The organism is Streptomyces sp. NPDC101225, from assembly GCF_044767585.1.
Classification (GTDB): domain Bacteria; phylum Actinomycetota; class Actinomycetes; order Streptomycetales; family Streptomycetaceae; genus Streptomyces.
The window spans coordinates 48155-72963 of the sequence record NZ_JBIWOE010000034.1 but is presented as its reverse complement, the minus strand read 5'-3'; the positions used below and the strand labels follow the sequence as shown (position 1 = coordinate 72963).

The 24809-nt window shown below is 67.9% G+C and carries 27 protein-coding genes, 1 tRNA gene and 1 pseudogene; 6 read left to right on the top strand and 23 right to left on the bottom strand.

The genetic code is table 11. The annotated features are described in order from the left end of the window. Positions 1 to 12: 12 nt before the first annotated feature. From ACIRPX_RS34700 to ACIRPX_RS34690, 3 genes are all read right to left on the bottom strand, one after another. Positions 13 to 2106: a CHAT domain-containing protein gene (locus tag ACIRPX_RS34700; protein ID WP_404202720.1), complete on the bottom strand. Its 2094-nt coding sequence runs from the start codon at positions 2104 to 2106 to the stop codon at positions 13 to 15. 3 nt (positions 2107 to 2109) lie between these two features. Further along, positions 2110 to 2550 carry a hypothetical protein gene (locus ACIRPX_RS34695; RefSeq protein ID WP_404202718.1) on the bottom strand — a complete coding sequence of 147 codons (441 nt, stop codon included), beginning with the start codon at positions 2548 to 2550 and terminating at the stop codon, positions 2110 to 2112. A 217-nt stretch (positions 2551 to 2767) separates the two neighbouring features. Then, entirely contained in the window at positions 2768 to 3256 is a 489-nt protein-coding gene (locus tag ACIRPX_RS34690; protein ID WP_384252066.1) for a YajQ family cyclic di-GMP-binding protein, read from the bottom strand. Between the two features lie 235 nt (positions 3257 to 3491). On the opposite strand from ACIRPX_RS34690, the gene ACIRPX_RS34685 reads away from it, so the two are divergent. Further along, a tRNA-Tyr gene (locus ACIRPX_RS34685) sits at positions 3492 to 3573 on the top strand. Positions 3574 to 3707: 134 nt separating this feature from the next. On the opposite strand, the gene ACIRPX_RS34680 is transcribed toward ACIRPX_RS34685, so the two are convergent. From ACIRPX_RS34680 to ACIRPX_RS34615, 14 genes are all read right to left on the bottom strand, one after another. Continuing rightward, positions 3708 to 5120: a tyrosine-type recombinase/integrase gene (locus ACIRPX_RS34680; protein WP_404202715.1), complete on the bottom strand. Its 1413-nt coding sequence runs from the start codon at positions 5118 to 5120 to the stop codon at positions 3708 to 3710. A 57-nt stretch (positions 5121 to 5177) separates the two neighbouring features. Continuing rightward, positions 5178 to 5366 carry a helix-turn-helix transcriptional regulator gene (locus ACIRPX_RS34675; RefSeq protein WP_404202713.1) on the bottom strand — a complete coding sequence of 63 codons (189 nt, stop codon included), beginning with the start codon at positions 5364 to 5366 and terminating at the stop codon, positions 5178 to 5180. A gap of 77 nt (positions 5367 to 5443) precedes the next feature. Next, positions 5444 to 6895, bottom strand: coding sequence for a phage/plasmid primase, P4 family (locus tag ACIRPX_RS34670; RefSeq protein WP_404202711.1), 1452 nt, complete (start codon positions 6893 to 6895; stop codon positions 5444 to 5446). Next, positions 6892 to 7248 (bottom strand): hypothetical protein, encoded by a 357-nt coding sequence (locus ACIRPX_RS34665; protein WP_404202709.1) that lies wholly within the window; start codon positions 7246 to 7248, stop codon positions 6892 to 6894. The genes ACIRPX_RS34670 and ACIRPX_RS34665 overlap by 4 nt, the downstream gene beginning before the upstream one ends. Then, positions 7245 to 8150: a bifunctional DNA primase/polymerase gene (locus ACIRPX_RS34660; RefSeq protein ID WP_404202707.1), complete on the bottom strand. Its 906-nt coding sequence runs from the start codon at positions 8148 to 8150 to the stop codon at positions 7245 to 7247. The genes ACIRPX_RS34665 and ACIRPX_RS34660 overlap by 4 nt, the downstream gene beginning before the upstream one ends. Then, positions 8147 to 8878 (bottom strand): DNA methylase, encoded by a 732-nt coding sequence (locus ACIRPX_RS34655; RefSeq protein WP_404202705.1) that lies wholly within the window; start codon positions 8876 to 8878, stop codon positions 8147 to 8149. Before ACIRPX_RS34655 ends, ACIRPX_RS34660 begins: the two co-directional genes overlap by 4 nt. Before the next feature lie 91 nt (positions 8879 to 8969). Then, a complete protein-coding gene (locus ACIRPX_RS34650; protein ID WP_404202703.1) occupies positions 8970 to 9203 on the bottom strand; it encodes a hypothetical protein in 234 nt (77 codons plus the stop codon). A 13-nt stretch (positions 9204 to 9216) separates the two neighbouring features. Then, the gene (locus ACIRPX_RS34645; RefSeq protein WP_404202772.1) at positions 9217 to 9645 is read right to left on the bottom strand and encodes a hypothetical protein; all 429 of its coding nucleotides are present in this window, start codon (positions 9643 to 9645) and stop codon (positions 9217 to 9219) included. Between the two features lie 48 nt (positions 9646 to 9693). After that, positions 9694 to 9888 carry a hypothetical protein gene (locus tag ACIRPX_RS34640; protein ID WP_404202701.1) on the bottom strand — a complete coding sequence of 65 codons (195 nt, stop codon included), beginning with the start codon at positions 9886 to 9888 and terminating at the stop codon, positions 9694 to 9696. A 15-nt stretch (positions 9889 to 9903) separates the two neighbouring features. Then, on the bottom strand, positions 9904 to 10155 hold the full coding sequence (locus ACIRPX_RS34635; RefSeq protein ID WP_404202700.1) for a hypothetical protein: 252 nt from the start codon (positions 10153 to 10155) through the stop codon (positions 9904 to 9906). Positions 10156 to 10297: 142 nt separating this feature from the next. Next, positions 10298 to 12523 carry a cell division protein FtsK gene (locus tag ACIRPX_RS34630; RefSeq protein WP_404202698.1) on the bottom strand — a complete coding sequence of 742 codons (2226 nt, stop codon included), beginning with the start codon at positions 12521 to 12523 and terminating at the stop codon, positions 10298 to 10300. A gap of 83 nt (positions 12524 to 12606) precedes the next feature. Further along, positions 12607 to 12978: an RRQRL motif-containing zinc-binding protein gene (locus ACIRPX_RS34625; protein WP_404202696.1), complete on the bottom strand. Its 372-nt coding sequence runs from the start codon at positions 12976 to 12978 to the stop codon at positions 12607 to 12609. Then, positions 12975 to 13841, bottom strand: a complete 867-nt coding sequence (locus ACIRPX_RS34620; RefSeq protein WP_404202694.1) for a protein spdB — start codon at positions 13839 to 13841, stop codon at positions 12975 to 12977. Before ACIRPX_RS34620 ends, ACIRPX_RS34625 begins: the two co-directional genes overlap by 4 nt. Beyond that, positions 13838 to 14101, bottom strand: a complete 264-nt coding sequence (locus tag ACIRPX_RS34615) for a DUF6284 family protein (protein ID WP_404202692.1) — start codon at positions 14099 to 14101, stop codon at positions 13838 to 13840. The genes ACIRPX_RS34620 and ACIRPX_RS34615 overlap by 4 nt, the downstream gene beginning before the upstream one ends. Positions 14102 to 14604: 503 nt before the next feature. On the opposite strand from ACIRPX_RS34615, the gene ACIRPX_RS34610 reads away from it, so the two are divergent. Together ACIRPX_RS34610 and ACIRPX_RS34605 are read left to right on the top strand one after the other, a co-directional pair. Further along, positions 14605 to 15363, top strand: a complete 759-nt coding sequence (locus tag ACIRPX_RS34610; protein ID WP_404202690.1) for an XRE family transcriptional regulator — start codon at positions 14605 to 14607, stop codon at positions 15361 to 15363. Positions 15364 to 15365: 2 nt separating this feature from the next. Then, on the top strand, positions 15366 to 15839 hold the full coding sequence (locus ACIRPX_RS34605) for an NUDIX domain-containing protein (protein ID WP_404202688.1): 474 nt from the start codon (positions 15366 to 15368) through the stop codon (positions 15837 to 15839). Here the strand turns inward: ACIRPX_RS34605 and ACIRPX_RS34600 are convergent. From ACIRPX_RS34600 to ACIRPX_RS34585, 4 genes are all read right to left on the bottom strand, one after another. Further along, entirely contained in the window at positions 15827 to 16393 is a 567-nt protein-coding gene (locus tag ACIRPX_RS34600; RefSeq protein ID WP_404202686.1) for an HD domain-containing protein, read from the bottom strand. The two genes, ACIRPX_RS34605 and ACIRPX_RS34600, sit on opposite strands and share 13 nt — an antisense overlap. A 1-nt stretch (position 16394) precedes the next feature. Continuing rightward, positions 16395 to 16853 carry a GntR family transcriptional regulator gene (locus tag ACIRPX_RS34595; protein ID WP_404202684.1) on the bottom strand — a complete coding sequence of 153 codons (459 nt, stop codon included), beginning with the start codon at positions 16851 to 16853 and terminating at the stop codon, positions 16395 to 16397. 118 nt (positions 16854 to 16971) lie between these two features. Continuing rightward, positions 16972 to 18174 (bottom strand): AAA family ATPase, encoded by a 1203-nt coding sequence (locus tag ACIRPX_RS34590; RefSeq protein WP_404202682.1) that lies wholly within the window; start codon positions 18172 to 18174, stop codon positions 16972 to 16974. Between the two features lie 64 nt (positions 18175 to 18238). After that, positions 18239 to 20071, bottom strand: a complete 1833-nt coding sequence (locus ACIRPX_RS34585; RefSeq protein WP_404202680.1) for an ATP-binding protein — start codon at positions 20069 to 20071, stop codon at positions 18239 to 18241. A 454-nt stretch (positions 20072 to 20525) separates the two neighbouring features. Between ACIRPX_RS34585 and ACIRPX_RS34580 the strand changes: the two are divergent. Continuing rightward, positions 20526 to 20857: pseudogene (locus ACIRPX_RS34580) on the top strand (alpha/beta hydrolase); the annotation flags it as partial. A 176-nt stretch (positions 20858 to 21033) separates the two neighbouring features. On the opposite strand, the gene ACIRPX_RS34575 reads toward ACIRPX_RS34580, so the two are convergent. Continuing rightward, a complete protein-coding gene (locus ACIRPX_RS34575) occupies positions 21034 to 22536 on the bottom strand; it encodes an MFS transporter (RefSeq protein ID WP_404202678.1) in 1503 nt (500 codons plus the stop codon). Between the two features lie 303 nt (positions 22537 to 22839). Between ACIRPX_RS34575 and ACIRPX_RS34570 the strand changes: the two genes are divergently transcribed. Beyond that, complete coding sequence (locus tag ACIRPX_RS34570) at positions 22840 to 23313, top strand: NUDIX hydrolase (protein WP_404202676.1); 474 nt, start codon at positions 22840 to 22842, stop codon at positions 23311 to 23313. 211 nt (positions 23314 to 23524) lie between these two features. After that, the gene (locus tag ACIRPX_RS34565; protein WP_404202674.1) at positions 23525 to 23737 is read left to right on the top strand and encodes a hypothetical protein; all 213 of its coding nucleotides are present in this window, start codon (positions 23525 to 23527) and stop codon (positions 23735 to 23737) included. 198 nt (positions 23738 to 23935) lie between these two features. Here ACIRPX_RS34565 and ACIRPX_RS34560 read toward each other — a convergent pair whose 3' ends face one another. Next, complete coding sequence (locus tag ACIRPX_RS34560; RefSeq protein WP_404202673.1) at positions 23936 to 24592, bottom strand: NAD(P)H-binding protein; 657 nt, start codon at positions 24590 to 24592, stop codon at positions 23936 to 23938. Positions 24593 to 24809 lie beyond the last annotated feature (217 nt).

Below are 24809 nucleotides of genomic sequence, written 5' to 3'. Positions count from 1 at the left end.
CCGCCGTCGCCGTCAGCCCAACGGATTCCGCAACGCCTGAATGAGCAGTTCCGGCTCGACGCCCAGCTTCTGCAGCAGGCGCCGGGCCGAGGCGTCCTCCTCGGTGAGGAGCGCGATCAGCAGCGCCTCCTCACCGACCGGGCCGTCCGCCTCCGCGAGGGTCTGCTCCAGCCGGGCCAGGGTGCGCCGGGAGAAGTCCCGGGGCCGGGCCCCGCCGAGCGGCGCCAGCGTGTGATACGCGTCCGTTTCCTCCTCGCCCTGCTCGGCCAGCGCCTCCTGCAGCACCTCGCTCCCCGTCATCGCGAAGGCCTGCAGCAGCAGGTACGTACTGATCTTCTCGCCCTTCACCGCCGCCAGCAGCCGCGCACACCGCACCGCGGTCGCCGCCGCCGGGGAGAGCCCGGCCAGGTCGAACACGTCGTCGCCCGACTGCGGCCCCCGCCGCTCCACCGCCGGCGACAGCAGCCGGTCCGGCCGGATGCCGAAGAGCTGGAGCAGCTCGGCACAGCTGCCGCCCCCGGTCTCCAGGAACGCCGTCGAGATGTCGTCCACCCCGACCGCCGAGCGCCCGGCCCGCACCACGGCCGCCTCGGCCCCCTCCAGCACCCGCTCGACCGTGTCGGACAGGACGATGCCCCCGCCGCCCTCCGGCTTCGGGCCGCCCGAGACCTTCGTGCCGTGCGTACCGCTCGTGCCGTTCGTGCCGCTCGTGCCGTTCATGCTGCTCATGTCGTACGAGCCCGTGTGGAACGACCCTGTGTCTCCGGCGCCCGGCGTATGGCTCTGAAGCTGGCGCAGCACCTCGGTCAGCAGCTGGAGCCGTTTCGCGCCGATCCGCGCCGCGGCCCGCTCCCGCACCTTCTCCGTCTCCAGCAGCGCGGTCAGCAGATCGACCGAGGTGACGATCCCGCGCACCGATCCGAACCGGCTGGTCCGCCTGAGCAGCCCGGTCGCCTCCGTGGAGTACCCCGGTCGCTCGGGCCCGGCCTTCCTCCGCCCGTCCCGGCGGACCCGCTCAGGCTCCGGCTCCGTCTCCCGTTCCGCGGACGTGGTGATCCGTACGCCCGGATCCCCGTACAGCACGAACGACGCCCACGCGCCCTCCGCCTGCTCCGCCAGCAGCGCCCGCGCCCTGCGTACGGCCGTGCCCGCCTCCATGTGGTCGCGCAACTGCCCGTAGAACGCCTCCGCGAAGCGCAGCGCCCCGGAGTCCCCGACCGCCGTACGCGTCCCGACGACCGTCTTCGCGCCCACGACCATGAAGGCCATGCAGGCGTTCATGGTCTGGGCCGCCTCCGCCTGAGCGCGTGGCGCCGAGCCGAGCGTCGGGTCCGCCGAGGCGCAGCCGTTGATGAAGACGACGGGCGGCGCGCCCCTGCGGGCCAGCGGCTGCAGCGCGTCCATCCCGATGAGCTTGCGGTCGTGCACCATCAACCCGGCGGCGTCCGGCACTCCGGAGACATGCCCCGAGTAGTGGAAGAGGTCGTAGGGCTGCTGCTCGCGCGCCAGCTCCCCGACCACCCTCGACAAGGTGGCCTCGCGGCCGGTCAGCACCGTGCAGGCCACCCCGTTCTCGCCCAGCCACGCGCTGATCCGCTCGGTCTCCTCCCGGGCCGAGGCCAGATCTCCCAGGGTGTCGCCGACGACGAGCGCCCGGCGGACCTGGTCGATGCCGCGCCCGCTGACCACCGGACGGTCGACCTTCGCCCGGCGCCCCAGGTCGTGCCGCAGCCCGAGGAAGTCGCCCTCGTCGTGCAGCAGTTCCCACGGAACCAGCGCCTCGTTGCTCTGCACCAGCAGCGGCCCGCTCGACTCGCGCAGCCGCCGCATCAGCTCGGGCTGGCCGGTCCGCGGGAAGAGGGCGTCGTAGAGCAGACTGCCGAGCCTTGCCAGGCTCTCGCGCAGCTGTGTCCCGGCCGTGGCATCGGCGTTCTTCAGCGCCTCGTCGATCTCCATGCACAGGTCCTTGACCAGGTCCTGGCTCACATCGACGGTGTGCTCCTGCTCCAGCGGACCGAGCACGGACCCGTCACCGGACTTGAGTTCGTACGAGTACTGGGTGCGCCCGGGGCGTGGCTCCGACACCCGGACCTGGAGGACCGTCATCGCTCAGTCCTGCCGGTGTCGGTCGTAGAAACGGGCGATCGCCTCGTTCATGGCCCGCTCGGGCGGGTCGACGAGTTCCAGCGTCTCGCCGTCCAGTGTCACGACCACCCGGGGCGGGGCGGCGTCCGCGCCCGACGCCGTGGGCCGGTGCGCGGCCGTCTCACGCCGCCTGGCGAGCCAGGCCCGTACCGTCTCCACGATCGCCACCACGTTCCCGGCCGCCCCGACCAACAGCGTGGTGACCTCGACGAGTTCGGCCACGCGCTGGTCCGACTCCGGAGCGGTGAGATGCGTGCGCCGGACACGGGCGGCCCCCGCGGCCGTCAGTGCCCGGCGCAGTTCGTCGAGCTGCTCCGGTGCCGGGTCGGGCCCGTACAGCGCCAGCTCGAGTGTGAGCTCCCCGTCTCTTCCCGACGCCGACGTGCCGACCGACTCTGTGGCCACAACTACCTCCCATGCCCGGCGGGCAGCGGAAACAGGTTCCTCACCAGCGTGGCACCACGATCGGCGACGGGCCATCAGGTCACGCCAATTGCCGGGATCCGCCACGGGAGTCGCCGGCGCATGAGGAGAGGGCGTGACGAGGGGACCGCCCTCGTCACGCCCTCTCCTCATCGAACGGACCGAGCCGGCCGAGCGGACCGAAGAGGCGGTCAGCCGGTCACCGGTAGTTCACGAACTGCAGCGCGAAGTCGAAGTCCTTGCCCTTCAGAAGAGCGATCACGGTCTGCAGGTCGTCCCGGCTCTTGGAGCTGACCCGCAGCTCCTCGCCCTGCACCTGCGCCTTGACGCCCTTGGGACCCTCGTCGCGGATGATCTTCGCGACCTTCTTCGCGTTCTCCTGGGAGATGCCCTCCTCGATCGACGCGAAGATCTTGTACTCCTTGCCCGAGAGCTGGGGCTCGCCCGCGTCCAGGGCCTTCAGCGAGATCCCGCGCTTGATCAGCTTGGACTGGAAGACGTCGAGAACGGCCTTGACCCGGTCCTCGGAGTTCGCCTCCAGCAGGATCTTCTCGCCAGACCACGAGATCGAGGCACCCACGCCCTTGAAGTCGTAGCGCTGCGAGATCTCCTTGGCGGTCTGGTTGAGGGCGTTGTCGACCTCCTGCCGCTCGACCTTCGAGACGATGTCGAAACTGGAGTCGGCCATGTCCTGTGGCTCCTTGTATCGGTGCGTAAACGGGGGTGCGTACGGGTCCGTATCGGCGTACGTGGGGGCGGCGCCGAGCCCGGCGTGGTCCCGGGCCGCATCCGCACAAGCCTAGCCACCCGCGGTCCGCCCGGCGCAGATCAATCGGGTGGCGAAGCACCCCTCCGCATCGGGTATTGTTTACGTCGTTGCCACGGAGCACCGCCGCAAGGCGGTTCAAACGGGCAGCGACCCCGGCGGTGTGCCCGAGCGGCCAAAGGGAGCAGACTGTAAATCTGCCGGTTCTACCTTCCCAGGTTCGAATCCTGGCGCCGCCACGCTGAGAGAGACCCCCTCCGAACTGCGGAAACGTAGAGCGGAGGGGGTCTTTTCGTATTCGAACGGCATCATTCGAACGAGGGTCGAAATGCGCGGCTTGTCTCACCTGGTCTCGGGTGAGTCCCAGGCCTGATCAGCGCGTGTCCCCCAGGCGTCCCCCGGGGGAGAGGCCAGTCCCGTCCCATTCCCGCAGGCCAGCCTCAATCTGGAGGTTCGCCCGTTCCTGGGCTTGCGCCAGAACCTTCGCGTAGACACGCAGCAGCACAGCGACGGAGTGTCCGGCCCGACGCGCTACTTCCATCGGATCGACTCCGCTGTAGAGCCAGAACGAGACCCCGGCGCACCGGAGGTCGTACGGTCGCCGGGCGAGCGGCGATGCCTCCTGCTCCGGCGTCAGTGCGTCGCCTCGGGCGCTTGCCCACACCTCGCCGTATCCCGTGTCCTGAATCACACCGCCACGGTTCGTGCGGAACAGGCGGCCGTCCGGAGCCGTGCCGTAGCGCTCGATGTGCCAACGGAGCATCGCGACGAAGTGGGGAGGGATGGGCACGACGCGCGAGTCTCGCTGTGCTCGTGCCTTGAGGTGACGGTCTTGGTGGGCCCGACCGTCGTCCGTCCAGTCGCGGCCGGCGTGGACGATCCCGCCGCGAAGGGTGAGCTTGCCCCACCCCCTCTTCGGCAAGTGGCACTGGGACGCGGTCAGCCCAACTGCTTCGGCGGGGCGCATCGACGCGTAGTACAGGCACCCGAAGAACGCCTCAAGGTGCGCACCCCGCTCACCCTGCCCGCGCACGGCTTCAAGCAGAGCCCGCACCTGGCGAGGGTTCGCGACGCTCGCCGGGTCGACCTCTTCGGTTGACTTCGGCGCCGACCACTTCACGGTGGACAGTGGGTTGACCGGAACGCTGAAGTAGCGCCGTTCGACCGCGAGCCCCAAGACGTCGCTGAGGCATGCCCTCTTGCGCCGCGCCGTGCGCGCGCCAGCGGAGGAACCGTTGAGCAGTGTCGACAGGGCGTCCAGAGCCAGACGGAGCGTGGCCGGGTCTTCGAGAGCAGCGACGGGTAGAGAGTTCTTCTCCAGCCAGCGGAGCGCGTCCGTGACGTCGCTGGGGTGCTCTTGGGACCAGCGGCTCTTGTTGTACGCCCAGCCGTACAAGGCGGTGCGGAGTGCGCGGGGTGAGGGCTGCCCGACGGTTGTCTTCACGAGTGCGGGGGTGATGGTGGCCAGGGCGTCGGCGTCGTTGCGGCGCGACTTGGCGGGGAGCTTGTCCCATCTGCGGTCGATGTAGGCGCGCGTGTGCTCGTACCAGGTCACGGAGCCGTTCAGCGCACGCAGTTCGGACGCGGGAAGACCCGTTTCCACGTCGAACTGTTCGCCCTTGCGTAGGGCGGTCATCAGTTCCGAACGGCGGCCGTCGGCTTGGGCTTTGACGGTGTAGCTCTTGGAATGCTTCTGGGGGCCCACAAGCCACCGGACGCGGTAGGGCTTCGGGCGGTCGCGGCGGGTTTCAATGCTGTAGATCCGGACGTCGTACGTGAGGGGCATGGCTCTCCGGGCAGTAAGAAGCCCGCCCCGGACGGGGCGGGCTTGAGGGGGATGTCGTCAGGCAACGCGTTCTTCGCAGCGCTCCCACCAGGCGTCGAGGTCAGTGCGGTTGACGCGGATTTGGCCGTTGGGGAGCTTGTGGATGCGGGGTGCTTGGCCGCGTGCTCGCATGCGGTAGAACGCGGCGCGGCTCATCTTGATCTCTGCGAGTACTTCGGGGAGCTTCAGCTTCTGGGGGCGGGCCATTGCACTCCTTCGGGAAGGTGCGTTCTGCGGGCGGGAGAGTTCGCGCGACATTCCTCTGAGTCGCGACTCATCGGCACTCAGCGGCTCTCAGAGGGGTCTTGAGACGCGATGAGTCGCGACTCAGGCAAATGTGGTTCGGACACGTTCAGCGTGATCCCGGTGTAGGTGACCACCTGCCGGCCGTACTCGTCGCGGGGGCGGGAGCGGCTGAGCTGGGGGACCACGGAGAGCAGGTTGCGGCCGAAGACCTGCTTGGTACCGGGGCGGACGCCGTTGTCCTCGGCCCACTCCCGCCAGACCGTCCACAGGGCGTCCACGGGCACGCTGCACGTGGGTCCGGTGGTGCACCGTTCGCGGACGAACGCGCTGGTGGGCGAGGCGGTGTCCTGCATGGTGGTGACCGCTTCGCGGCTGGATGCAGGTTCGGTGATCCGGCCGGTTTGCTGGAGGCGGGCGAGTCCATCCAGTGCCCAGTTGAGGATGCCGGGCATCTCGCCGATGAGCCGGTCGAAGAGGGTGGGGTCTTCCTTGCCCAGCCACGAGACCCGCATGTTGAGCAGCACGAACCGTTTGGCGATGACGCCGGACGAGTCGCCGAAGTGCGGCAGTTCGTTGGACAGGATCACCAGCCGGGTGGGGAGCTTGCCGGTCCACACTTCGCGGTACTTGCGGTCGATGTCGATCGTGTCTTCACCCGAGATGGTCAGCAGCCGTTCAACGACCTGGCTGTTGTCGTTGCCGGACAACCGGGCGTCGGAGATGACCGCGAGCGGCTTGCCGATCAGGGTGGACAGGCCGAAGTTCGTGCCGAGTCCGGCGAGGGTCGGTCCGGCGAGGTTCTCCTTGCCGACCAGCTCTTTTAGCACGCGGGCGATGGTGCCCTTGCCGGAACGGGACGGGCCGACCATGAGCAGGATCTTCTGTTGGTCGGTCCGTCCGGAGAGGACGTAGCCGAACCACTGCTGAAGCGCGGTGATCGCGTCGGGGTCCTCGGGCCAGATCTGCGACAGGAAGTGGTGCCATGTCGGGGCGGTCGCGGTGGGGTCGTAGGGGAAGGGGACGGAGACGAGATTGAAGAACCCGGGACTGTGCGGCAGCAGCGCGCGGTCCTGGATGCGCAGCAGCCCGTTTTCACACGCCACGATCGGGCCGTCGTCCTGCCCGCCCTCACTGTCGAGCCACATGGGTGCGTCCAGGTCGGTGGGCAGCAGGGTGATGGCTCCGAGCGCGTCGAAAAGGTTGCTGATCTTCTGTTTCGTGGGGGCCCAGGCGCGTTCCTCGGTCTCGCCGTCCTTGGCCGGGGCCTGGTAGACGACGTGTTCCAAGCGCTCGTACATGGCTTTGCGCACCTGGGCTTCGTCCAGCTCGCGCCAGCAGGTACCCGTCCAGCGCATCCACGAGCCGCGCCAGCGCCGGTACACGAGCTGCCCGCCCTCGCCCTGCCAGTCGGGCAGGAGCCGGCGGGCGACGGCCAGGGGGTTGGACGGCGGGGGAAGTTCCTCGGTCTCGGGGGCAGGGCGGTCCATCATGCGGCGTCCCTCCCTTCCTGGGGGTTGCGGAGCGGGCAGGTGTGGCGGTGGGCGGTGTGGTCGGCGATCAGGGCCAGCACTGGCTTGTGGCCGACGGCGCTGCGGTTCCAGCCGCACTCGCACCGTGAGGTCGCGGTGGGGGTGGCGCCGCGCGGGGTGTTGATGGTCAGCCATGCCACGGGGTACCGGCCGTCGCCCGTCTGCGGGTCAGAACCAAGAGCAGTGCGGACGCCCTTGTGGGCGGCGCCTTTCGGCTCGCCCACGGCCGGACGGGGCGTGGCCGGTTCGGCGGTGCGTGGATGCGTCGGGGCGGGGGTGATGCTCTTCAGAGGGGGGCGGGGCGGGGTGTTCATGCCGCATCCCGCCTGCCGGAGTTGTGGGCGATGGACCAGTTGAGGGCGCTGCGGAGGGTGGAGCGGCACTCGGACGCGGAGAGTCCGGCAGCCTCGCCCCCCTCCTGAAGAGCCTGCTCAACCACGTGCCGGGGGAGGTCGCCCCACGCGACGAAGCGCCCGAGTCCGCGCGCCGCGCGGAACAACGTCGCTTCCCGCTCGCCGACTTGGGCCATGGCCACGTTCCGGGCCTCATTGGCAAGCGCTACATCCGCATATCGGCGGGATTGCCCCGCTACGGCCATTGAGGGCGCCTGAGGCGCCCTGGGGGGCGGTTCGAGGATGCTTTGCAGCCACGCGGGCAGAGCGGCCGCTACAGAGCCGCATAGGGCTTCGTAGGCTCCGGCGGGGGTGGTGCTGCCCGGGGCGACGACGTAGCCGCCCCATGCGCGGGTGTCGACCAACTCTCCGATGGTGCGGGCGGTGTTGGTCAGCCTGACGTCGTCCGGGGCGGTGAAGTACAGGTGCTCTCCACCGCTCGCGGTCCGCACGCGGTAGGTGTCGGGGACGGCGTGCCCGGCGCGCTCGCAGAGCGCTCCAAAGGTTGCCGCGCCGCAAGGCGCGTCCGAACTGCCCTTGTCCTTGTCGGTCTTGGGCTTGTCGAGGTCGACGACGACCAGCCCGGAGGGGCCGGTGGCGATGCCGACGTTGAACGGCGCGTGCGACCAGGCGGCGCGGATGCGGTCCGGGTCGCGGGTGGCGCGCTGCTCCCACGTCAGGTGCCCGTTCGCGCATGCTCCCGTGCGGGGGCAGGCTTCGGTGCCGTGCAGGGCCGGCGGGCGCTTGAGGTGGGGGCGGATCGGGAAGACGTGCCAGCCGCGTTCGGCGGCTTCCAGGGCCGCGCGCAACAGGTGCTCGGTCATGCGGCGACCTCCAGCGGTGCGACGGCGGCGAGGTACGCGCGGCCGATGAACTCGCTGTAGGCGGGCGGGATGGCCTCGGTCAGCTCCTCGCGCACGTTCGTCCAGTCGATGCCCATCGCGGCCTGTAGCTCCGGGACGGAGGGCTTGCCCCCGCCGTTGCCGTAGGCGGCGACGTACGGGCCGTCGTAGAAGCGGCCGTGGCGGTAGCCGCGCACCCGCCCCCGATGAGCGATGTGCGCCGGCCGTGCGGTCGACCATCCGCCCAACTCGAAGTTGCGGTGACGGATGACCCCGAGTCCGAACATCTCGCCGCACAGGGTCAAGTCCTTGCGGATCTCGGCGCGGCCGTTGGGCTGCTCGATCACGTACGGCAGGCCGGTCCGGTCCAGCAGGGCGCGGGTGGGCGCCACCAGGTCGATGTGCGTGCCGCCCCATCCCTGGGACGTGTTGGTGCCCACGGTCAGTGCGCATCCGTGCTGGCACGGCGGGGACGCGTGGACGAACGCGTACTGGCTGATCTCGCCCGACTCGATCAGGTGGGCGAGGTGGGCCAACGCGTCGCCCCGGTGGTAGGGGAAGGGGTAGTTCGGCCGGTGGGCGATGTCGCAGCCGTCCACGGCGAACCCCGCGCGGTGGTAGCCGACGGCCGCGCCGCCGGCGCAGGAGAACAGGTCCAGCAGGCGCGGCCGTGGCGCGCGCACTCGCCGGATGTCGGTGGGTTGCGTCATGCTGGGAGACCTCCAACAGGTCTGTTGTGGACTGGTTGGCAAGGGCGGCCCCGGATCTTTGGCGAGATGAGGGGGGCCGCCCTTGGCGTAGCTACTCGGGGTGGTGTGCGGCGCGCCGGATGAGGCTTGCGATCGTGGCCACGGTGGGGTAGTCCCATCCGGCGAGCCAGTCGATGATCCGGCGGTCGTAGGCGCCCAACTCGACTCCTGCCGCATTCAGTTCGGCGAGCAGGTCGGCGCGCTGCACCTTGTGGCCCACGAACCCGCGCGGGGCGGTCTCAATGGGGCCGTCCGAGATGGGGTCGGGCTGCGGTGCGTCGTACATGGGTGTCCTCCTGTCAGCCGTGGAAGTGGTTGCGCTTGAAGACGGCTTTGCGGATGTTGACCGTCGTTCCGCTTTGGCCGCTCGCGCTGAAGACCTGCACGGCGATCCAGCCGCCGAAGATGACGGCGGCGAGGATGATGAGCTGGTGGATGAGTGCGGCGAGTGCGGCGATGAACGTGGTCAGCAGGACCAGGCCGCCGCAGACGGCGCCGAAGCCGATGCCCCCGAGGGCGATGTTCACCGCTGTGCGGGAGACGGCAGGCTTGGCCGCGACGGGTTCGGGTTTGGCGGGTTCGATCGCGTAGCCGGTGACGACCTGGCCGTCAGGGAGGACGATGCTCGCCACGGCTGGGATGGTGCCCGGCTGGACGGGGAAGAGCGGTGTGGTGCGCGCGGGGGTGAGCGGGGTGGGGCGGTGGACCTCCACAGCCGCGTCACGCATGGCCGGACGGCCGTACAGGGTGGGTTCGTTCACGGGCCTGTCTCCCTTCTAGCGGCCGATGCCGGCGAGGGCGCCGGTCATGGCGGTGACGAGTTGGTTGACGGTGTCGGCCGCGCCGGTGTGGGCGAGGTAGAAGCCAAAGAGGGCGACGGCGACGGCCGCGCCGAAGCCGACGGCCTTGAAGCGCAAGAGCAGTAGGGCTCCGATGCCGAGCAGCAGCACGAGCGGGATGGTGATGACCACGGTGTCTCCCGAGGGTCAGCGGGTGCCGGCGCGGTAGGTGCGCGCGGCGCGGTTGTAGAGCCAGCGGCCGACGCGTATGCGCTTGCCGGTGGCGTGGCAGCGGCGGCAGTCACGGCCGCGCTTGAGGCGTCCCTTGCGGTCGGACTTGAGTTCGTGGCCCATGCCGGCGCACTTCCGGCAGTCGCCGAAGGGGCTCACCCAACACTTGACGCTGTAACCGAACGTGACGAGCAGCAGGCAGGCGGCAGCGAGCAGAGGAAGGCTCATCAGGGGCCTCTCAGAGGGGGTTTGAAGGGTTTCCGCAGGTCGGCCGCTACTTGCTAGCGTCCTGATCAGGGGCGGTTTTGGTCGCTAGCAGGGTCGCTTGCGCAAGCGACAGCCGGTGCTTGCGCAAGCGACCCTGCGGGACCTATCCGGCGTCCCTCTTGTTGTTGCGCTCCGTAATTGCGGTGGCGATGTCCTCGCGCTTGATGCCGCGCTTGTTGACCGTCTTGCCGTCGATGCGGCGGCTGATCTGCTCGGTGGCCACCCCGAACGGCTTGAGCGCTGCGGTGAGCGCTTCCGCCTTGGGCTTGGCGTCCAGCTCGGCCCACGGGCCGTAGACGTCCGGGCGGAGGTCGGCGAGGCGGTCGACGATGGTCTCGGACCACACCTTGGCCTCGCCCTTGCCGAGCACGGCCGCGACATCGTCGAGGATCGTCGCCGATGTCTCCGGCGCGGGTGCCTCGCCGGCCGCGTCCCCGGTCAGCGTGCCCTCCGCCTCCCGCAGCGCGGCAGCGCGGGTGAGGACGCGTTCGGCGTCGCGGCCATCGGCGAGGTAGGTGCGCACGATCCCCGAGTCGTCCGACATGCCCTTGAGCAGGCCGACGCCCTTGTGGGACTTCAGCAGCTTGGACGCGTCGAGACCCTCGCTGTAGGAGCCGGCGCCCAAGACGACGTCGGAGACCTGCCAGGAACCCACCCGCAGCGCGAACCGGGCCTGGTGCTGGTCCCGCAGCTCCGAGGGGCAGGCCTTGTCGTCCGGCTTCTGCGTGGACGTCATCACGCTCACGCCGACCGCCGGGGCGACCCGGGCGAGGTAGACCAGCAGCGACAGGATCTCCTTGCCGTGCTCGGGGTGCTGCAAGTACTCCTGCACCTCATCGATCACGAACAGGGTCAGGGGCATGTTCAGCTTCTTGTCCCGGCTGATCTCCGGGGTGAGCTTGCCCTCCGGGCAGATGTGCAGCGGCAGTTCCGAGAGCCGGTGGTAGCGGTCCTCGACGTCCGCCTTCAACTCCCGCAGCGAGGTCAGCAGATGCCCGACCGGGTCGAACCCGTTCTTGGGCACGATGCCGAACGCGATGCGGTGCGCGACCAGGGCGAACTTGCGCCAGTCCGGCGACGCCTTGCCGTCGAACACGTACAGCCGCACGTACGGGTCCAGCGCGGCGGCGAGCGCGATGGTGCGGGCGGAGAACGTCTTGCCCTGCCTCGGGACGGCGCCGACCAGCAAGGACAGCCACAGCATGGTGGCCATGACCGGGTTGCCCCGCTCGTCCACACCCCAGGGGAACGGCTTCCAGAAGTCCACCCGGGTCGCCCCCAACAGCGGAGACTTGCCGGAAGGGACGGCGAGCGGGTCACGGTCGGCGATCCAGTACGACACCCGCCGGCCGCTCGTCTCGTCCTTGTCGAGGAAGAGCTGAGTCGGGGCGATGTCCATACCGGAGGCGAGCCGGCCGTGAGCCTTCAGCGCGTCCTCGAACGTCTTGCCGTACGGCAGATCGACGACCACGCGCCAGCCGTCGCCGTCCCGACCGATCGGCCGCGGGAAGGCGATCGTCTGATCCTTGGTGGTCAGTCCGGCGGCCTCGTGCGCGCGGATGACGATGTCGCTGGACAGGCGCCGCTTGCGGAAGGTCACCTTGGCCATGTCGATCAGCGGCCGGTCCGCCGGCGCCCCGACTGCCCCGAGCGTGGTGGTCAGCGTGGCAACGGCCAGCAACAGCAGCCACGACGGCGCCATGACGTACAGGGTCAGCGTCGCGGCGAGACCCACCACGGACGCGATCGCGGCGACGATGCCCCGCAGCCGCACACGGTCGTTGCGCTGCCGCGACAGCTTCAGGTATTCCGCCGCGTCCTCGGCCGCCACGGATGCCAGGCGAAGCGACTTGCCTTCCGCGTCGAACACCCACCGGCCGATCGCGGCCGACCAGCGCCACGCCCCGCGCGGCGAGTACCACAGGATCTTCGGGGTGTAGATGCAGGGCAGGCGAACCGCGTGGTAGCCGACCACAGCCGAGTAGTGGCGCACGGCCCACTTGCGGACGGCCTTGCGCTGGTCGGGGAGCTTGACCCAGTCCGGCAGGACCGGCATCCGGGCCTTGTCCTTGGCCTCCATCCACTCAGCCACCGAGGGCGGGTAGACCTCGCGCGGCGGGTCGACCGGGGCACCCTCGGTCAAGCCGCCGGCCTCGGGGTCGTCTGTGTCGGGGAGTTCGGCCTCCCACTCACCCGGCTTGGCCTCCCCCTCGGCAAGGGGTGCGGTCGGGGCGGGGGTCTTCTTGAGCGGGAACGGCAGGACGTCGGCCGTCTGCTCGGTGGTGTCCTCGGGGTCGTCCGGGGGCGGGAAGGTGGGGTTCTCGGTCACGATGTACGTGCTCCTTCGCGGGAGTCGAAGGGCCCGGCCGGCTTGCTGTGGAAGGTGGGCGGCCGGACCCAGGTTCGGGTAGTTCAGGCAGCGCGCTGCTCCTCGGGGTAGGCGCAGGTCACGCAGGTTCCGAGCGACGTGGGGATGACGTATCCGGCGTCTTGACCGCACTCGGGGCAGCGGCGGCGAGCGCGCATCATCGCCGCGTGCGCGCGCCACATTCCCGGCGTCATCGGCCGGACCGGGCGGGCCAGGTCGACGCGGTACAGGTACGCGGTCAGCGGCTCGCGCCGCCGACGCGGGCGCAGGGTCTGTGCGGCGATTCCCTGACGGCCGGGGCTCAGACCCCGCGCGCGCAGTTGGCGGCGGGTGGCCAAGCCGTCCGGGGCCAGACGCCACGGGTAGGTGGGGATGCCGTACGTGGTGCCGTCCGGGTCCCAGAACCGCACGCTCACGCCACGCGCTTCCACGCGGCGCGCAACCGGACCTCGGATGCGGAGTGTCCGGCAGCGCGAAACCGGGCGGCCATCTCGCGATACGACAGAGCGGGGATCTCGCTGGTGCGGATCTCGTCGACCAGCACGTCAAGCGCCTCATCGGTGAGTGCGGGACCGGCCTCCAACGTGAGGGCGGGTACCGGCTGCGTGGGTCCCCAGACGGGGAGTTCCCAGCGGGGCGTGACGCCGGGCGTGACGGGGGTCGTCACGCTGGTCAGCGCCCTCCCGGTTTCCTCGCCCTGCCGCGCCGTCTCCAGCGTCGACCAGGCCCGCGACAGGGTCTTGGCGGTCCTCGCCTGGACGCGGGCGACGCGGGCGCCGGCCGCCGTCACGGCCGTCAGCCGGGTCTCCTCGGTGGTGGCGTCTGCACGCAGCCGGGCACGGGCCACGGCCGCTTCGTCGCGCGCCTCCTGCCCAATGCCCCGGATCGCGTCCAGCGCCACCGGGGTGAGCGCGGTGCGCTCCCACAGTCCGTGCACGAGCCACAGGGCCTTGGCCGCGATGGGCAGCCAGGCGACGGCCAGCCACGCGGCGGACGCTTCGGCGGTGAGCGCGTGCGCCACCAGGACGCTGGCCGCCACCAGACCGAAGGACCAGCCGATGCCGGTCACGATGCGGCTGTGATCGCCCTGCGCCGCCAGACGGCGTTCGTAGGCGAGCGTGGCCAGCCATCCGCCGTCGATGCCCAGACCGACGACCAGGGCAACCGGCCACGGCACGGCCGCACCCAGCCACATCACGACCACGGCGAGGGTGAGCACCATCGACACCGCCGTCATCGCCACGGCGGGCAGCACAGTCTTCGCGTTCTTGGCGCTCATGCCGCACCCCCCATCGCGCCGGAGGTGCGGTTGGCCAGGGCGCGCCGCTCGGTGAGAACCCGGCGGCGGGCGCGCCGGATACGCCGGGAGTCCAGCTCGGTTGGGGTGCGGTCAAGGGTGATGATCTGAGCGTCGAGTAGGTCGACATCCGCCAGGATCAGCGGAAGTTCACGCTCGATTGCGTCCAACTCCGCAGCCGTCGGCTCGCGGTCGAATTCGTCGGCGGTAACAACCGCCTGAGCAGCACCGATGTGCTCCATGGGTCGTGGTTCCTCTCAGACAGGAACGGCCCAACAGCACCCCCCGGAGTTGCCCCTCTGGGGGGTGCGCGCCGTTGATGGAGAAAGCCGCGCGTAATGCGCGGCGCGGCCACTGAGCAGTGGCCGAAGTGCCCCGGACCGGACTCGAACCGGTCAGGCTGCCGTGCGGGGCACGCCGGTCTTCTCCGCCTTGTTTCCGACCCCTTCGGGCAGGCGGACCACGGGTTACCGGCTGTTCCCTGTGTGAAGTTCTCAAAGATCAGTCGCTTCCTTCGAGCCCGTTTCACGGAGCCCTCCGGGCGTTTGATGCAGTACCTGTTTTACAGGTATTGCATAGGGGTCCGTCAAGTACAGCGACGGAACCTCTTGGTTTTGCGCCGGGACTTCTTGGCGCACAATCAGAATCGCCCCAGGTCAGGGGAGTTGGTTACCCCTTGCATGGACAGCTCCCGATCAGCTCACTACCGTCAAGAGCTCCCTAGATGTCCCACGAAGGGGTACAGATGCCCAACGAGCGGTTGCGGTCGGCCCTGTTAGCCCGTGGCATGACCGTTCAGAGCCTCGCGGAAGAGATCAAGGTCAACGCGAAGACCGTGGAGCGCTGGATTACGCAGGGCAAGGTGCCGTACCGGCGCCACCAGTACGCAACGGCGGCGGCGCTCAAGGTGGACGTGACGACGCTGTGGGAGGACTCCCGGACTCAGGACTCTGCAACTGACCTGAGCAAGGCCGAGATCGTGACCGCCTACCCTCATCGGCACGTCGTGCCGTCAGATCTCTGGCGTGAGATGTGCGAGCGCGCTACGGAGACCATCGACATCCTCGTGTATGCCGGCATCTACCTGGCGGAAGACCCTCTCTTCTTCTCGACACTGAAGGAGAAGGCCGAGAGCGGCGTCCGCATCCGCGTTCTCATGGGCGATCCAGAGTGTGAAGCCGTCACCCGGCGCGGCATCGACGAAGGGCATCGCATCATGGGTGGCAAGATCCGCAACGCGCTCATCAACTACCGCCCGCTGTTCACCAGCCACCCTGAGATCGCCTTCCGCCTGCACGACACGGTGCTCTACAACTCGATCTACCGCGCCGATGACGAGATGTTGGCCAACACACACGTGTACGGCATCGGCGCCTACATGGCGCCCGTCTTCCACCTGCGGCAGCTCCCCGGGGGCGGTCTGTTCGACACCTTTGCCAATAGCGTTGAGCAGACCTGGGAAGGCGCCAGGCCAGTAACCGAACACGACATCACGGGAGCTTGAGCATGGGACGCATCGACTACTTGCACGACCCAGACGCCCCGCCGGCCAACTCGGTCGTGCCCTCGGTCGTGGCGTTCGTCCAGAACGACGCAGGGCAGGTGCTCATGATTCAGCGATCCGACAACGGACGTTGGGCGCTCCCCGGCGGTGGCCACGACGTGGGTGAGTCCATCAGTGACACGGTGGTCCGAGAGGTCTGGGAAGAGACCGGCATCAAGGCCGAAGTCGTCGACATGTCCGGGATCTACACGGACCCCGGTCACGTGATGCAGTACGACGACGGCGAGGTGCGCCAGCAGTTCAGCATCTGTTTCCGGGCGCGGCCGGTCGGTGGCGAGGTTCGTACGAGCAACGAGACGACACAGGTCCGCTGGGTCGACCCAGCGGACCTGTCCGAGTTGGACGTCCACCCCACAATGCGGCTCCGGATCGAGCACGCGATGGACCGGACGCGGCCGACTCCCTATATCGGCTGACGTTTGGCGGTGGCGACGTGTTCGAGCACCCGGGACGTGCACGCGAGAATCTCGGGCTCAGCGCGACGGATGAACTTCCCAATCAGGCTGTCCGGCCCGTAGCGTCCGGCGATCTCGTTGACCCGGTCGACGGGGTTCGTCGGCGTTCCGTCCGGCGTGGTGTTCATGTCGCAGTAGCAGAGTGCATCGTTCAGGTGCGCGCTCTCGCGCGGGAACTCGCCCTCCAGCTCCTCACGCAGGCCGCGAGCCTCCGCTTCCATCCACGCACAGGAGTGGTGGGCCACCAAATTCACGATCCGTTCGTCGGCGCTCGCCACGTCCCGGAGGTAGCGGGCCCCATCGAGCGGGTGGAATCCGGTCTTGGCGAGATCCGGCGAGTAGCCGATGTCATGAAGGACGGCCGAAGCCTCCAACAACTCGGCATCCTCCCCGAGGACGAGCGCAACGGTCCGCGCCCGCTCAGCGACCCCCAACGAGTGCTGCCACCGCCTCGGCAGCGGCTCGGCGAGCAGGGACTCAGCGAGGGGATAGGCCCACTCTGTCAGCTCCGACAAGCTACGAACGCTCCTCTCGATTCGGTACGGCGCGGACTGTCCGCACCTTGCCCTGACCTGCGCTCGCCAGCACGCCGGCGGCCTCCAACTTGTCCAGCGCTTTGGTTACGGTGGGGCGGGAGACTCCGAACTTGCCCATCAGGTCCGACGCGCTCAAGAAGGCTTCACCCACCTTGAACCCCTCCGCGGGGATGAGTTCGGCGATGCGCTCGTCCAGCGGCCGTTGGTCGACGTGCTCACCTTCACGTACGACGCGCCACCGGCCACCGCGTACCGGCTCGGCGACACCGACTTTCTGCAACGCCTTGAAGGCGCGAAGCACCACCCCGCGTGAGACGTCGTGGTCGCGCATGAGGTCGGCGGCGGGTGGAAGGTGCGTCATCTGCGGGTCCGACTCGATCTGGGCCTTCACCACTTCCGCGACCTGCAAGTACGTATCTCGCGGACTGGCCTGCGGCACGTGGCCTCCCCTTCATCGCTCCTCGGGCTTCTACCCAATCGTGGCATGCTGGTTGGCGGTGCCCATAGGTCTCGCCTCATCACTTTCCGTTCCGCCGTGGTGAGTACCTGCACAGCGGTCAGCTGCCTCCTCCGATGCGTTCCAGGTCCGCATCCTCCTGGGAGATGCGGGACTGGCGCTCCCTTTCAGGTACCAGCACTGTCGCGCTCCAGCCGTGATGCCGGCGCTCGTAGGCGATCAGGCTGTGCTCGGCCAAGATGACCTGGAAAGTCCACGTCACCGACTCGAACAGCTCCAATACGTGCCGTTGCGCTGCGGGGTGTAGGTGAACGAATGGTTCATCCAACACAAGGATTGTTGGCTCCACCCGTGCTTGCAGTTCCGCAAAGACAGCTAGCGCGTAGAACCACACGGCTACCTGTCCGAGTTCTTTCCCTCCGAACGCCCCTTTTCGATATGAAACCTTGACGTCATCCCCGTAGAAGGTGACATCGGACATCACATCAGGGAGCAGGATGGGCATGTTGGCGATTACAGTTCGCGCGGTCCAGCGATCGACTCCGAGGAATTCGGCAATTCCTGGGACCGAGGATGCCTTCAGACGGAAAAAACGTCCATTGTAGGACTCGGATCCGAACGACAGAACCCTGTACGGGCGAGGAGGCAGCGCCACCCGTCGGTCATCGACCCGGTACTCCAGCCACCGACCCCGGACATCCACCAGCGCCTTCCGAAGTTCCGGATCGAACCAAGTGATGGAGCACGACAGATCCGCCGGATAATCCATCAGTAAATGTGGTGAACTGAGCGATCGAAGAAGGTGCAAAAGTTTCGTCTTGCCCGAATTGTTCATCCCGAAGAGGAGGTTCAGCTTTGAAAGTCGTAGAATGCCGGGCATCAGGATGTAGTGGCTGACAATCTCCAGGGTTTGGACCCAGCCGAAGGGCTGGGCTTGTCCACCCTGCTCCAGCCGGGTTCGGTGTTCGTGGAGGTCTTTCCAGCTTCGGAGTAGTGATCCGGAGAATGCGTCACCTGAATTCGCATCGACTAAGCGACCGCAGGTCGCACATAGCCAAATCCCATTCGATATGTGGGATCGCTCTGCGTCCGACAAACCGCCGACTCCCCGGGGTCCTCGTTCCGCAGCGGCGAAGATGTGAGCGGCTGTGCCGGTGTCGGTGACATCTTCCGAACCGATGCCTGGCCCGATTGTGAGCGCCCCGCACCTCGGGTTCGAGCAGCGAAACGCCGCACGCTGAGCTAGGAGCCGTCGGGTCTTATCGCTGAAGCCGGCCTGTCCACGACCGCTGCCGCTTCCCATCGTTGGCACCGAACACTCCCCCTCGTCTTAGCACCTGAGGATGGCGCAAATTCCGCGGCTTAAATCACCCTTTGAGCAATTCCTCCATTGTGGCGAACCACCCTACAACCTCGTCAAGCGCTCCGATTTGCTCCAAGTGCTTATCGGTGATCTTGTGTGCGTTCGAGCACAAGCGCGTTTTAACATTCCGAGGTTTGAGTGGCGTCTGGGAGGGGTCACTCTTAAGGTGTTCTGACACCTCCTTGGCGATATCGCTTAGAGTCTGGGACTGCGGCACAAAGGAGATTCCAGGGAAGATGTCGTCAATCACTTCAGGGCAAAAGTAATTCTCTGCTTCCCGGAACATCGTGTGAACGGCTTTAACCCGGGAGCGCGAGTTCAGTTGACTCAACTGAGGCGTGTGGGCAACATGGTGTGGATCTTCCGGACTGTTGTCTCGATCAAATAGGTAGAACTCGGGGATGGAAAGATTCTTCCACTGGCTTACCCAGTGTCCGAGATTGTCTCCACCCAATGGAATGAATACGATCTCGCCAGACCTAGAAAGAGATGTCAGGTCAAGACTTACCACGCCTTCCTTGCGTAGAGATTCTTGAAGGCCTAGTAGGAAATCGATATCAGTTGCGCCCTCTACTCCAACGAACAGTTTCACATCGTGGTCAGGGAGTACGCCGAGGTCTTGGGCGAGTTTCTCAATTCCGAACGGGTCCGGACCGTCGATACACGTCTTTTCATCTTCGCGTACCACGCGGCGCAGCGACTGGATTGGGATCAGTCGGGCGAGCGAAGGGGAGTGAGTGGTGATCATTACCTGAACGTCGTCAAGTTCGCTCAAGAGAAGAAGATTCATCAACAGATTTCGCTGCATATTGGGGTGCAGTGCGGTCTCTGGTTCTTCGATGGCGTAGATTGTGCTCTGGCGCTGCGACTCTTCTGAAGATGCTTCCACCTGGGCCCGGAAGAAGTTCATTAGGAGGAGACGACGAGATCCACTACCCCATTTATTTACAGGCACAGTATCCTCGTCAGTCAAACTTACCTTGAAGACTGATTCCCACTTGGGGTTCGTTGAACGAGGCGACAGTGCGGAGGCCATTTCCGGGTTAATGGATGCCATCCCTCGAACGGTTTCATCGAGGATCGGCTGAACGGCCTTATGGATCTCTGATGCGATGCGATCAAGCTCTTCGCGGTGATGTCGAACGGCTTGAGTGATCGCAGTCTTAATTGGGTCCTGAGCCTCGCTATCTTGATCTGTGCTCGACCTGTCTGCGCGAAAGAGCGCAAAGTGTGGCAGCTCTTTGCGCAGGGATTCCCAAATCTTCTTCCCGTCCTCTTGCTTCGCAAGCGTGACGTACTTTTCAACAATTTCGAGATCTGGGCAGCTGTCCCAGATTGCCCGCCGGAGTTCTACATTGCTGGACTTGTTGACGTTGGAAAGGTCGACGCCCAACTTTTCGGCACGCTTCTTGAGCTCTGCGTTCTTAAGCGAGGTCAGATCTTCATAGCCTTCCGCATTGGGATGCAGGCAGCGAGCCGAAACGGAATCAACTCGAGGCGTCTGAATGTCACACTTGTAAACCTTGCGAACTACAAGGTTTGCTTCACTTGAGAGCAGGAACTCCTTATCTAGAGTGGTGATGGCCTGAGCGTCAACCACGAGGTGCTCGGGAAGCCGATCGAACGTGCACTCAATTTCAACGGTTGTTTCCGTTGCGGATTTGCAGAGGTCTTCCTTGTCTGGCGCCTTTTCAGAAAAGAAGATATCCAAGGCTTCCAGCAGAGTAGATTTTCCCGAGTTGTTCATGCCCGCCAGGGCTGTGAAGTCGTTGACGGACACGGACGTCGTGCCATTGATGCCTCGGAAATTCTTGATCGAAACTGCTGTAAGCCTCATGGGGATCTCAAGCCTTCTGTTCGCTCTGCGCTCCAAAGTTGGTGGAGTGCTTGAAAATCCTCCATGAGGCTCTTGGGCACCTGCAACCTGTTTGATAAAAGTCGGATGACTGTTCGTTATTGCATAATATGTTCTATTTTTTCAGATTCGAGAACTTTGGGGCTCTGGTTCACTATGGGCATGCAGGTTCGGTAGGGGGCTGATGGTGACTAGGGCGAGGCAGCCGACACCCTTTCGACCTAGGCCGTCGGCAGGGCGTTTCCCCCATGTGTCCCCCGGTGAAGGTGGGCTTGTGAGAAGTCGCAGGTCAAACGTGGCGAACGGAGCCCGCTGTAAATCTGCCGGCTCAGCCTTCCCAGGTTCGAATCCTGGCGCCGCCACACGACCGAAAGAGTCTGTGAACAGCAGTAATGCTGGTCATGGACTCTTTCGTCGTTTGCGGGGTCGCGCCCTGCCCGTCCCGCTGGTGCTGATGGCCCACAACAACGGCCTGCCCGAGGCGGATCCCCGGCTGGTCGCCCGCGCCGACCTCCGCCGGGCGATGCAGGCGGGTGAGTCGGTCGGTGGGATCTTCGTGTCCTCATCGGCCCGCTGGTCGAGAACGGGTTTTGGACGGGCGGACCACCCTGGACGCAGTCCTTGAGCTGCCTGGGATCGGCGGCCCGGTCGGGCCCTCCGGAGGGTGGACCGCCCTCGCTCGGTAAGCGACCGGCGGTGGCCGAGCCCCGCGTCGCGGCCGCCGGCTTCTTCGCCGGGAGCCGGGAGCCGGGAGCCGGGAGCCGGGAGCCGGGAGCCGGGAGCCGGTGCCGGGAGCCGCGAGCCGGGAGCCGGGAGCCGGTGCCGGGAGCCGCGAGCCGGGGCCGGGAGCCGCGAGCCGCGTGCCCCGCGCTCAGCGCTCAGCGTGAGGAGGCCCGGCGATCACCATGCCGCTGCCGTGAGGCCGGTGGCGGGGTCCGGCGGAACTAGTCCTCGCTTCGGGCCAGTTCGATGTCGTGGTCGTCCGCGTCGGTGGCGGCCTCGGCCGCACCCCGGTCCGCGGCCGACCCCACCCCGTGCCTCGGAATGAACGAAGCCACCACGAAGGCCAGCAGTGCCGCGCCGCCGCCCACCGCCAGGACCGTCCTGAAGCCGTCCTCCGAGGGGAGCGCGACCCCGCCGAAGCCGATGGTCAGCTGGGAGAGGATGACGCCGGCGACGGCACTCGCGGTCGACGTGCCGATGGACCGCATCAGGGTGTTGAGGCTGTTGGCCGCGCCCGACTGCGACGGCGGCACCGCGCCCATGATGAGGGCGGGCATGGCGCCGTAGGTGAAGCCGATGCCGGAGCCGATGACGCAGGACACCAGGACCAACTGCCAGACCTCGGACATCAGCAGGATGTTGAGGCTGTAGCCGGCCGCCACGATGAGGGAGCCGAGCATCAGGCTGGCCTTCGGCCCCCTGGCCTTGGAGAGGGCCGCGGAGACGGGTGCGACGGCCATCATCACCAGGCCGGACGGGGCCATGACCAGGCCCGCGGTGAGCAGCGACTTGCCGAGACCATAGCCGGTCGCCTCGGGCAACTGCAGGAGCTGCGGAAGCACCAGGGACATCGCGAACATGCCGAAGCCGAGCGCGATCGAGGCGAGGTTGGTGACCAGGACCTGGCGGCGGGCGGTGGTGCGCAGGTCGACCAGCGGCTGGTCGGTGCGCAGCTCGTACCAGCCCCACAGCAGCAGGATGAGGACGCACGCGCCGAACAGGCCGAGCGTGGTGCCGCTGTCCCAGCCCCAGTCCCCGCCCTTGGAGATCGGCAGCAGCAGGCAGAGCAGGCCGGCCGCCATACCGAGGCCGCCGACGACGTCGAACCGTCCGCCCGAGCGCACCTTCGACTCGGGCACCACGGACAGGACGAGCAGGAGTGCCACGACGCCCATCCCCGCCGAACTCCAGAACAGCACGTGCCAGTCGAAGTTGTCGGCGATCAGCGCGGCCGCCGGCAGGCCGAGCGCGCCGCCGACGCCGAGCGAGGCGCTCATCAGGGCGGTGGCCGAGCCGAGCCGTTCGGCGGGCAGTTCGTCCCGCATGATGCTGATGCCGAGGGGGATCACGCCACTGGCCATGCCCTGCAGTGCCCGTCCGACGATCATCGGGGCCAGCGCGTCACTGAGCGCGGCCGTGACCGAACCGGCGATCAGCAGCACCAGGCTGGCCAGCAGCATGCGGCGCTTGCCGTACATGTCTCCGAGCCGCCCCGTCATCGGGACGGCCACGGCGGCCGCCAGCAGCGTCGCGGTGACGGCCCACGCGGTGTCGGACGCCGGGGCGTTCAGCAGCTTCGGCAGCTCCGGGACGATCGGGATCACCAGGGTCTGCATCAGCGAGACCACGATCCCGCCGAAGGCCAGGACGGCGACGACGGCGTTGGCCCGCGGCGCCGCGGTCACCACCCCGTCGTCGGCGGGGCGGGGGAGTGCAGGGGACATGGGCCGGGCCTCCGTGGGCTTCGGGCATCGGGCATCGGGCGTGCCGCACTGGGCGTTCGCCGTCGGGCGTCGGGCGTCGGGCAGGGGAGTGCTGGTAACGGTCACGGGCGCACCGGCAGGGGTCGTGGGCGCACGGACAGGGGTAGCGGTCACGGGCGCACCGGCATCGGGCGTGCGCGACAGCCCCAAGCTAAGTCAGTTGATTGACTTAAGCAAGGGCGGGCAGGTCACCGGAGCGCGGGGCGCTCCCGGGCCCCCGCTGGTTCCGTCATGGCATGGGTGAAATGGGGTACGTAGGCCGGTATGGGACGGATCGACTACCTGCACGACCCCACCGCCCCGCCGGCGAACTCGGTGGTGCCCTCCGTGGTGGCGTTCGTGCGGAACGGTGCGGGACACGTGCTCATGATCCGGCGCTCCGACAACGGCCGCTGGGCACTGCCGGGAGGCGGGCACGAGGTGGGGGAGTCCATCAGCGACACGGTGGTGCGCGAGGTCAGGGAGGAGACCGGGATCGAGGTCGAGGTCGTCGGCCTCTCCGGGCTCTACACCGATCCCGGCCACGTCATGCGCTACGACGACGGGGAGGTCCGCCAGCAGTTCAGCATCTGCTTCCGGGCGCGCCCCACCGGCGGGACACTCCGCACGAGCAGCGAGACACCCGCCGCCCGCTGGGTCGCCCCGGAGGATCTGCCCGGCCTGGACATCCACCCGACCATGCGGCTGCGCATCGACCACGCGATGGACTGGACGCGGACGTTCCCCTACATCGGCTGAACCACGAGCACAGCGAGCACCGCACGCACGGCAAGCAGCACATGTACGGCACGCGCCGCAGGCATCACGAGCGCCACAGGCACCGCAAGCATCACGAGTCCCGTACGCACCGCACGGCCCACGAGCGCCCGACGACGCCGAGCCCCGACACGACGCACGTCCCAGCCATGCGCCCGGCGCAACACATCCCCGCCCGGGGCACACTGACCCCATGTCCACCCGTCGCAGATGCTGCCCCGAGTGCCGTCGCGAGATCGCCGTCGTCGCCGGCCGGTTCGCGCGGCACGACCCGCCCGGCGCGCGCGAGAACGGCGTACTGCTCTCCTGCCCCGGCTCCCGCCGCCAGGCCCAACCGGATTCCGCCCAACCGGCGTTGGACGGTTACGTCGTCCCCCGAATCCCGGGCCAACTGCCCCTCTTCTGATTCCCGCGACGAGAATCCCCCGACACGAGCCCCGCGACACGAGCCCCGCGACACGAGCCCCGCGACACGAGCCCCGCGACACGAGCCCCGCGACACTAGTCGCCCCGACGCTAGTCTCGCCCGGACGCGAGCCCCCTGAAGCGCCCCCCACGAGCGCCCGACGACGCCGAGCCCCGAGAAGCGACTCCCCCGGCGCGGCTAGTTCCCCGCCACCGACTTCACCGCCACGGACACCGGCGCGGAACCGCTGACCAGTTCCAGCGTCAGGCCGGCCGTCGCGGCGTTGTCCACCAACTCCGCCAGTACGGCGGCCACATCGTCGCGCGGAATCGGGCCGCGGCCCGTATGCGCCTCCAGCCGTACCAGACCGGTGCCGGCGTCGTTCGTCAGCATCCCGGGGCGCAGGATCGTCACGTCCAGCGCGTCGAGCCGCCGTACGTACGCGTCGGCCTCGCCCTTCGCGCGCAGGTACACGTCGAAGATGTCGTCCCCCTGATGCGCGGGGTCCGCGCCCATCGACGAGACGATCACATGGCGCCGCACGCCGGCCCGAACCGCCGCGTCCGCGAACAGGATCGCCGCGCCCTTGTCCACCGTGTCCTTGCGCGACGCCCCGCTGCCCGGGCCCGCCCCCGCCGCGAAGACGGCCGCGTCGGCGCCGCGCAGATGCGCCGCCACCTCCTCGACCGAGGCCGACTCCAGATCCAGCAGGATCGGTTCGGCACCGGCTTCCCGCAGGTCGTCGCCCTGCTGGGCATGACGGACGATGCCCGCCACCGTGTCTCCGCGCGCGGCGAGCAGCCGCTCCAGCCGCAGCGCGATCTGACCATGACCACCAGCGATGACAATGCGCATGTCTCCGACCGTACGCCCGGACGACCGCATCCGCCGCACGACTTGAGCCACGGCTCAGGGTGCGCACGCGCAGCGCACATCGGGCGCGCACGCTCCCGCGCATGCACTCATCACGTGCGCCCGCGCACGCTCCCGCGCGACACCCCCACGACCGTCAAGCACCCCGTGCCCGTGACGGACGCGCATCCTGCGACATCCCCTTGGACACCCCCTGCGA

Bases quoted from the DNA above. Each gene is read 5' to 3' on its own strand.
- ACIRPX_RS34700 (WP_404202720.1), bottom strand. From the start codon at position 2,106: ATGACGGTCCTCCAGGTCCGGGTGTCGGAGCCACGCCCCGGGCGCACC.
- ACIRPX_RS34690 (WP_384252066.1), bottom strand. From the start codon at position 3,256: ATGGCCGACTCCAGTTTCGACATCGTCTCGAAGGTCGAGCGGCAGGAG.
- ACIRPX_RS34680 (WP_404202715.1), bottom strand. From the start codon at position 5,120: ATGCCCCTCACGTACGACGTCCGGATCTACAGCATTGAAACCCGCCGC.
- ACIRPX_RS34675 (WP_404202713.1), bottom strand. From the start codon at position 5,366: ATGGCCCGCCCCCAGAAGCTGAAGCTCCCCGAAGTACTCGCAGAGATC.
- ACIRPX_RS34670 (WP_404202711.1), bottom strand. From the start codon at position 6,895: ATGATGGACCGCCCTGCCCCCGAGACCGAGGAACTTCCCCCGCCGTCC.
- ACIRPX_RS34665 (WP_404202709.1), bottom strand. From the start codon at position 7,248: ATGAACACCCCGCCCCGCCCCCCTCTGAAGAGCATCACCCCCGCCCCG.
- ACIRPX_RS34660 (WP_404202707.1), bottom strand. From the start codon at position 8,150: ATGACCGAGCACCTGTTGCGCGCGGCCCTGGAAGCCGCCGAACGCGGC.
- ACIRPX_RS34655 (WP_404202705.1), bottom strand. From the start codon at position 8,878: ATGACGCAACCCACCGACATCCGGCGAGTGCGCGCGCCACGGCCGCGC.
- ACIRPX_RS34650 (WP_404202703.1), bottom strand. From the start codon at position 9,203: ATGTACGACGCACCGCAGCCCGACCCCATCTCGGACGGCCCCATTGAG.
- ACIRPX_RS34645 (WP_404202772.1), bottom strand. From the start codon at position 9,645: ATGCGTGACGCGGCTGTGGAGGTCCACCGCCCCACCCCGCTCACCCCC.
- ACIRPX_RS34635 (WP_404202700.1), bottom strand. From the start codon at position 10,155: ATGAGCCTTCCTCTGCTCGCTGCCGCCTGCCTGCTGCTCGTCACGTTC.
- ACIRPX_RS34620 (WP_404202694.1), bottom strand. From the start codon at position 13,841: ATGAGCGCCAAGAACGCGAAGACTGTGCTGCCCGCCGTGGCGATGACG.
- ACIRPX_RS34615 (WP_404202692.1), bottom strand. From the start codon at position 14,101: ATGGAGCACATCGGTGCTGCTCAGGCGGTTGTTACCGCCGACGAATTC.
- ACIRPX_RS34610 (WP_404202690.1), top strand. From the start codon at position 14,605: ATGCCCAACGAGCGGTTGCGGTCGGCCCTGTTAGCCCGTGGCATGACC.
- ACIRPX_RS34605 (WP_404202688.1), top strand. From the start codon at position 15,366: ATGGGACGCATCGACTACTTGCACGACCCAGACGCCCCGCCGGCCAAC.
- ACIRPX_RS34590 (WP_404202682.1), bottom strand. From the start codon at position 18,174: ATGGGAAGCGGCAGCGGTCGTGGACAGGCCGGCTTCAGCGATAAGACC.
- ACIRPX_RS34585 (WP_404202680.1), bottom strand. From the start codon at position 20,071: ATGAGGCTTACAGCAGTTTCGATCAAGAATTTCCGAGGCATCAATGGC.
- ACIRPX_RS34575 (WP_404202678.1), bottom strand. From the start codon at position 22,536: ATGTCCCCTGCACTCCCCCGCCCCGCCGACGACGGGGTGGTGACCGCG.
- ACIRPX_RS34570 (WP_404202676.1), top strand. From the start codon at position 22,840: ATGGGACGGATCGACTACCTGCACGACCCCACCGCCCCGCCGGCGAAC.
- ACIRPX_RS34565 (WP_404202674.1), top strand. From the start codon at position 23,525: ATGTCCACCCGTCGCAGATGCTGCCCCGAGTGCCGTCGCGAGATCGCC.
- ACIRPX_RS34560 (WP_404202673.1), bottom strand. From the start codon at position 24,592: ATGCGCATTGTCATCGCTGGTGGTCATGGTCAGATCGCGCTGCGGCTG.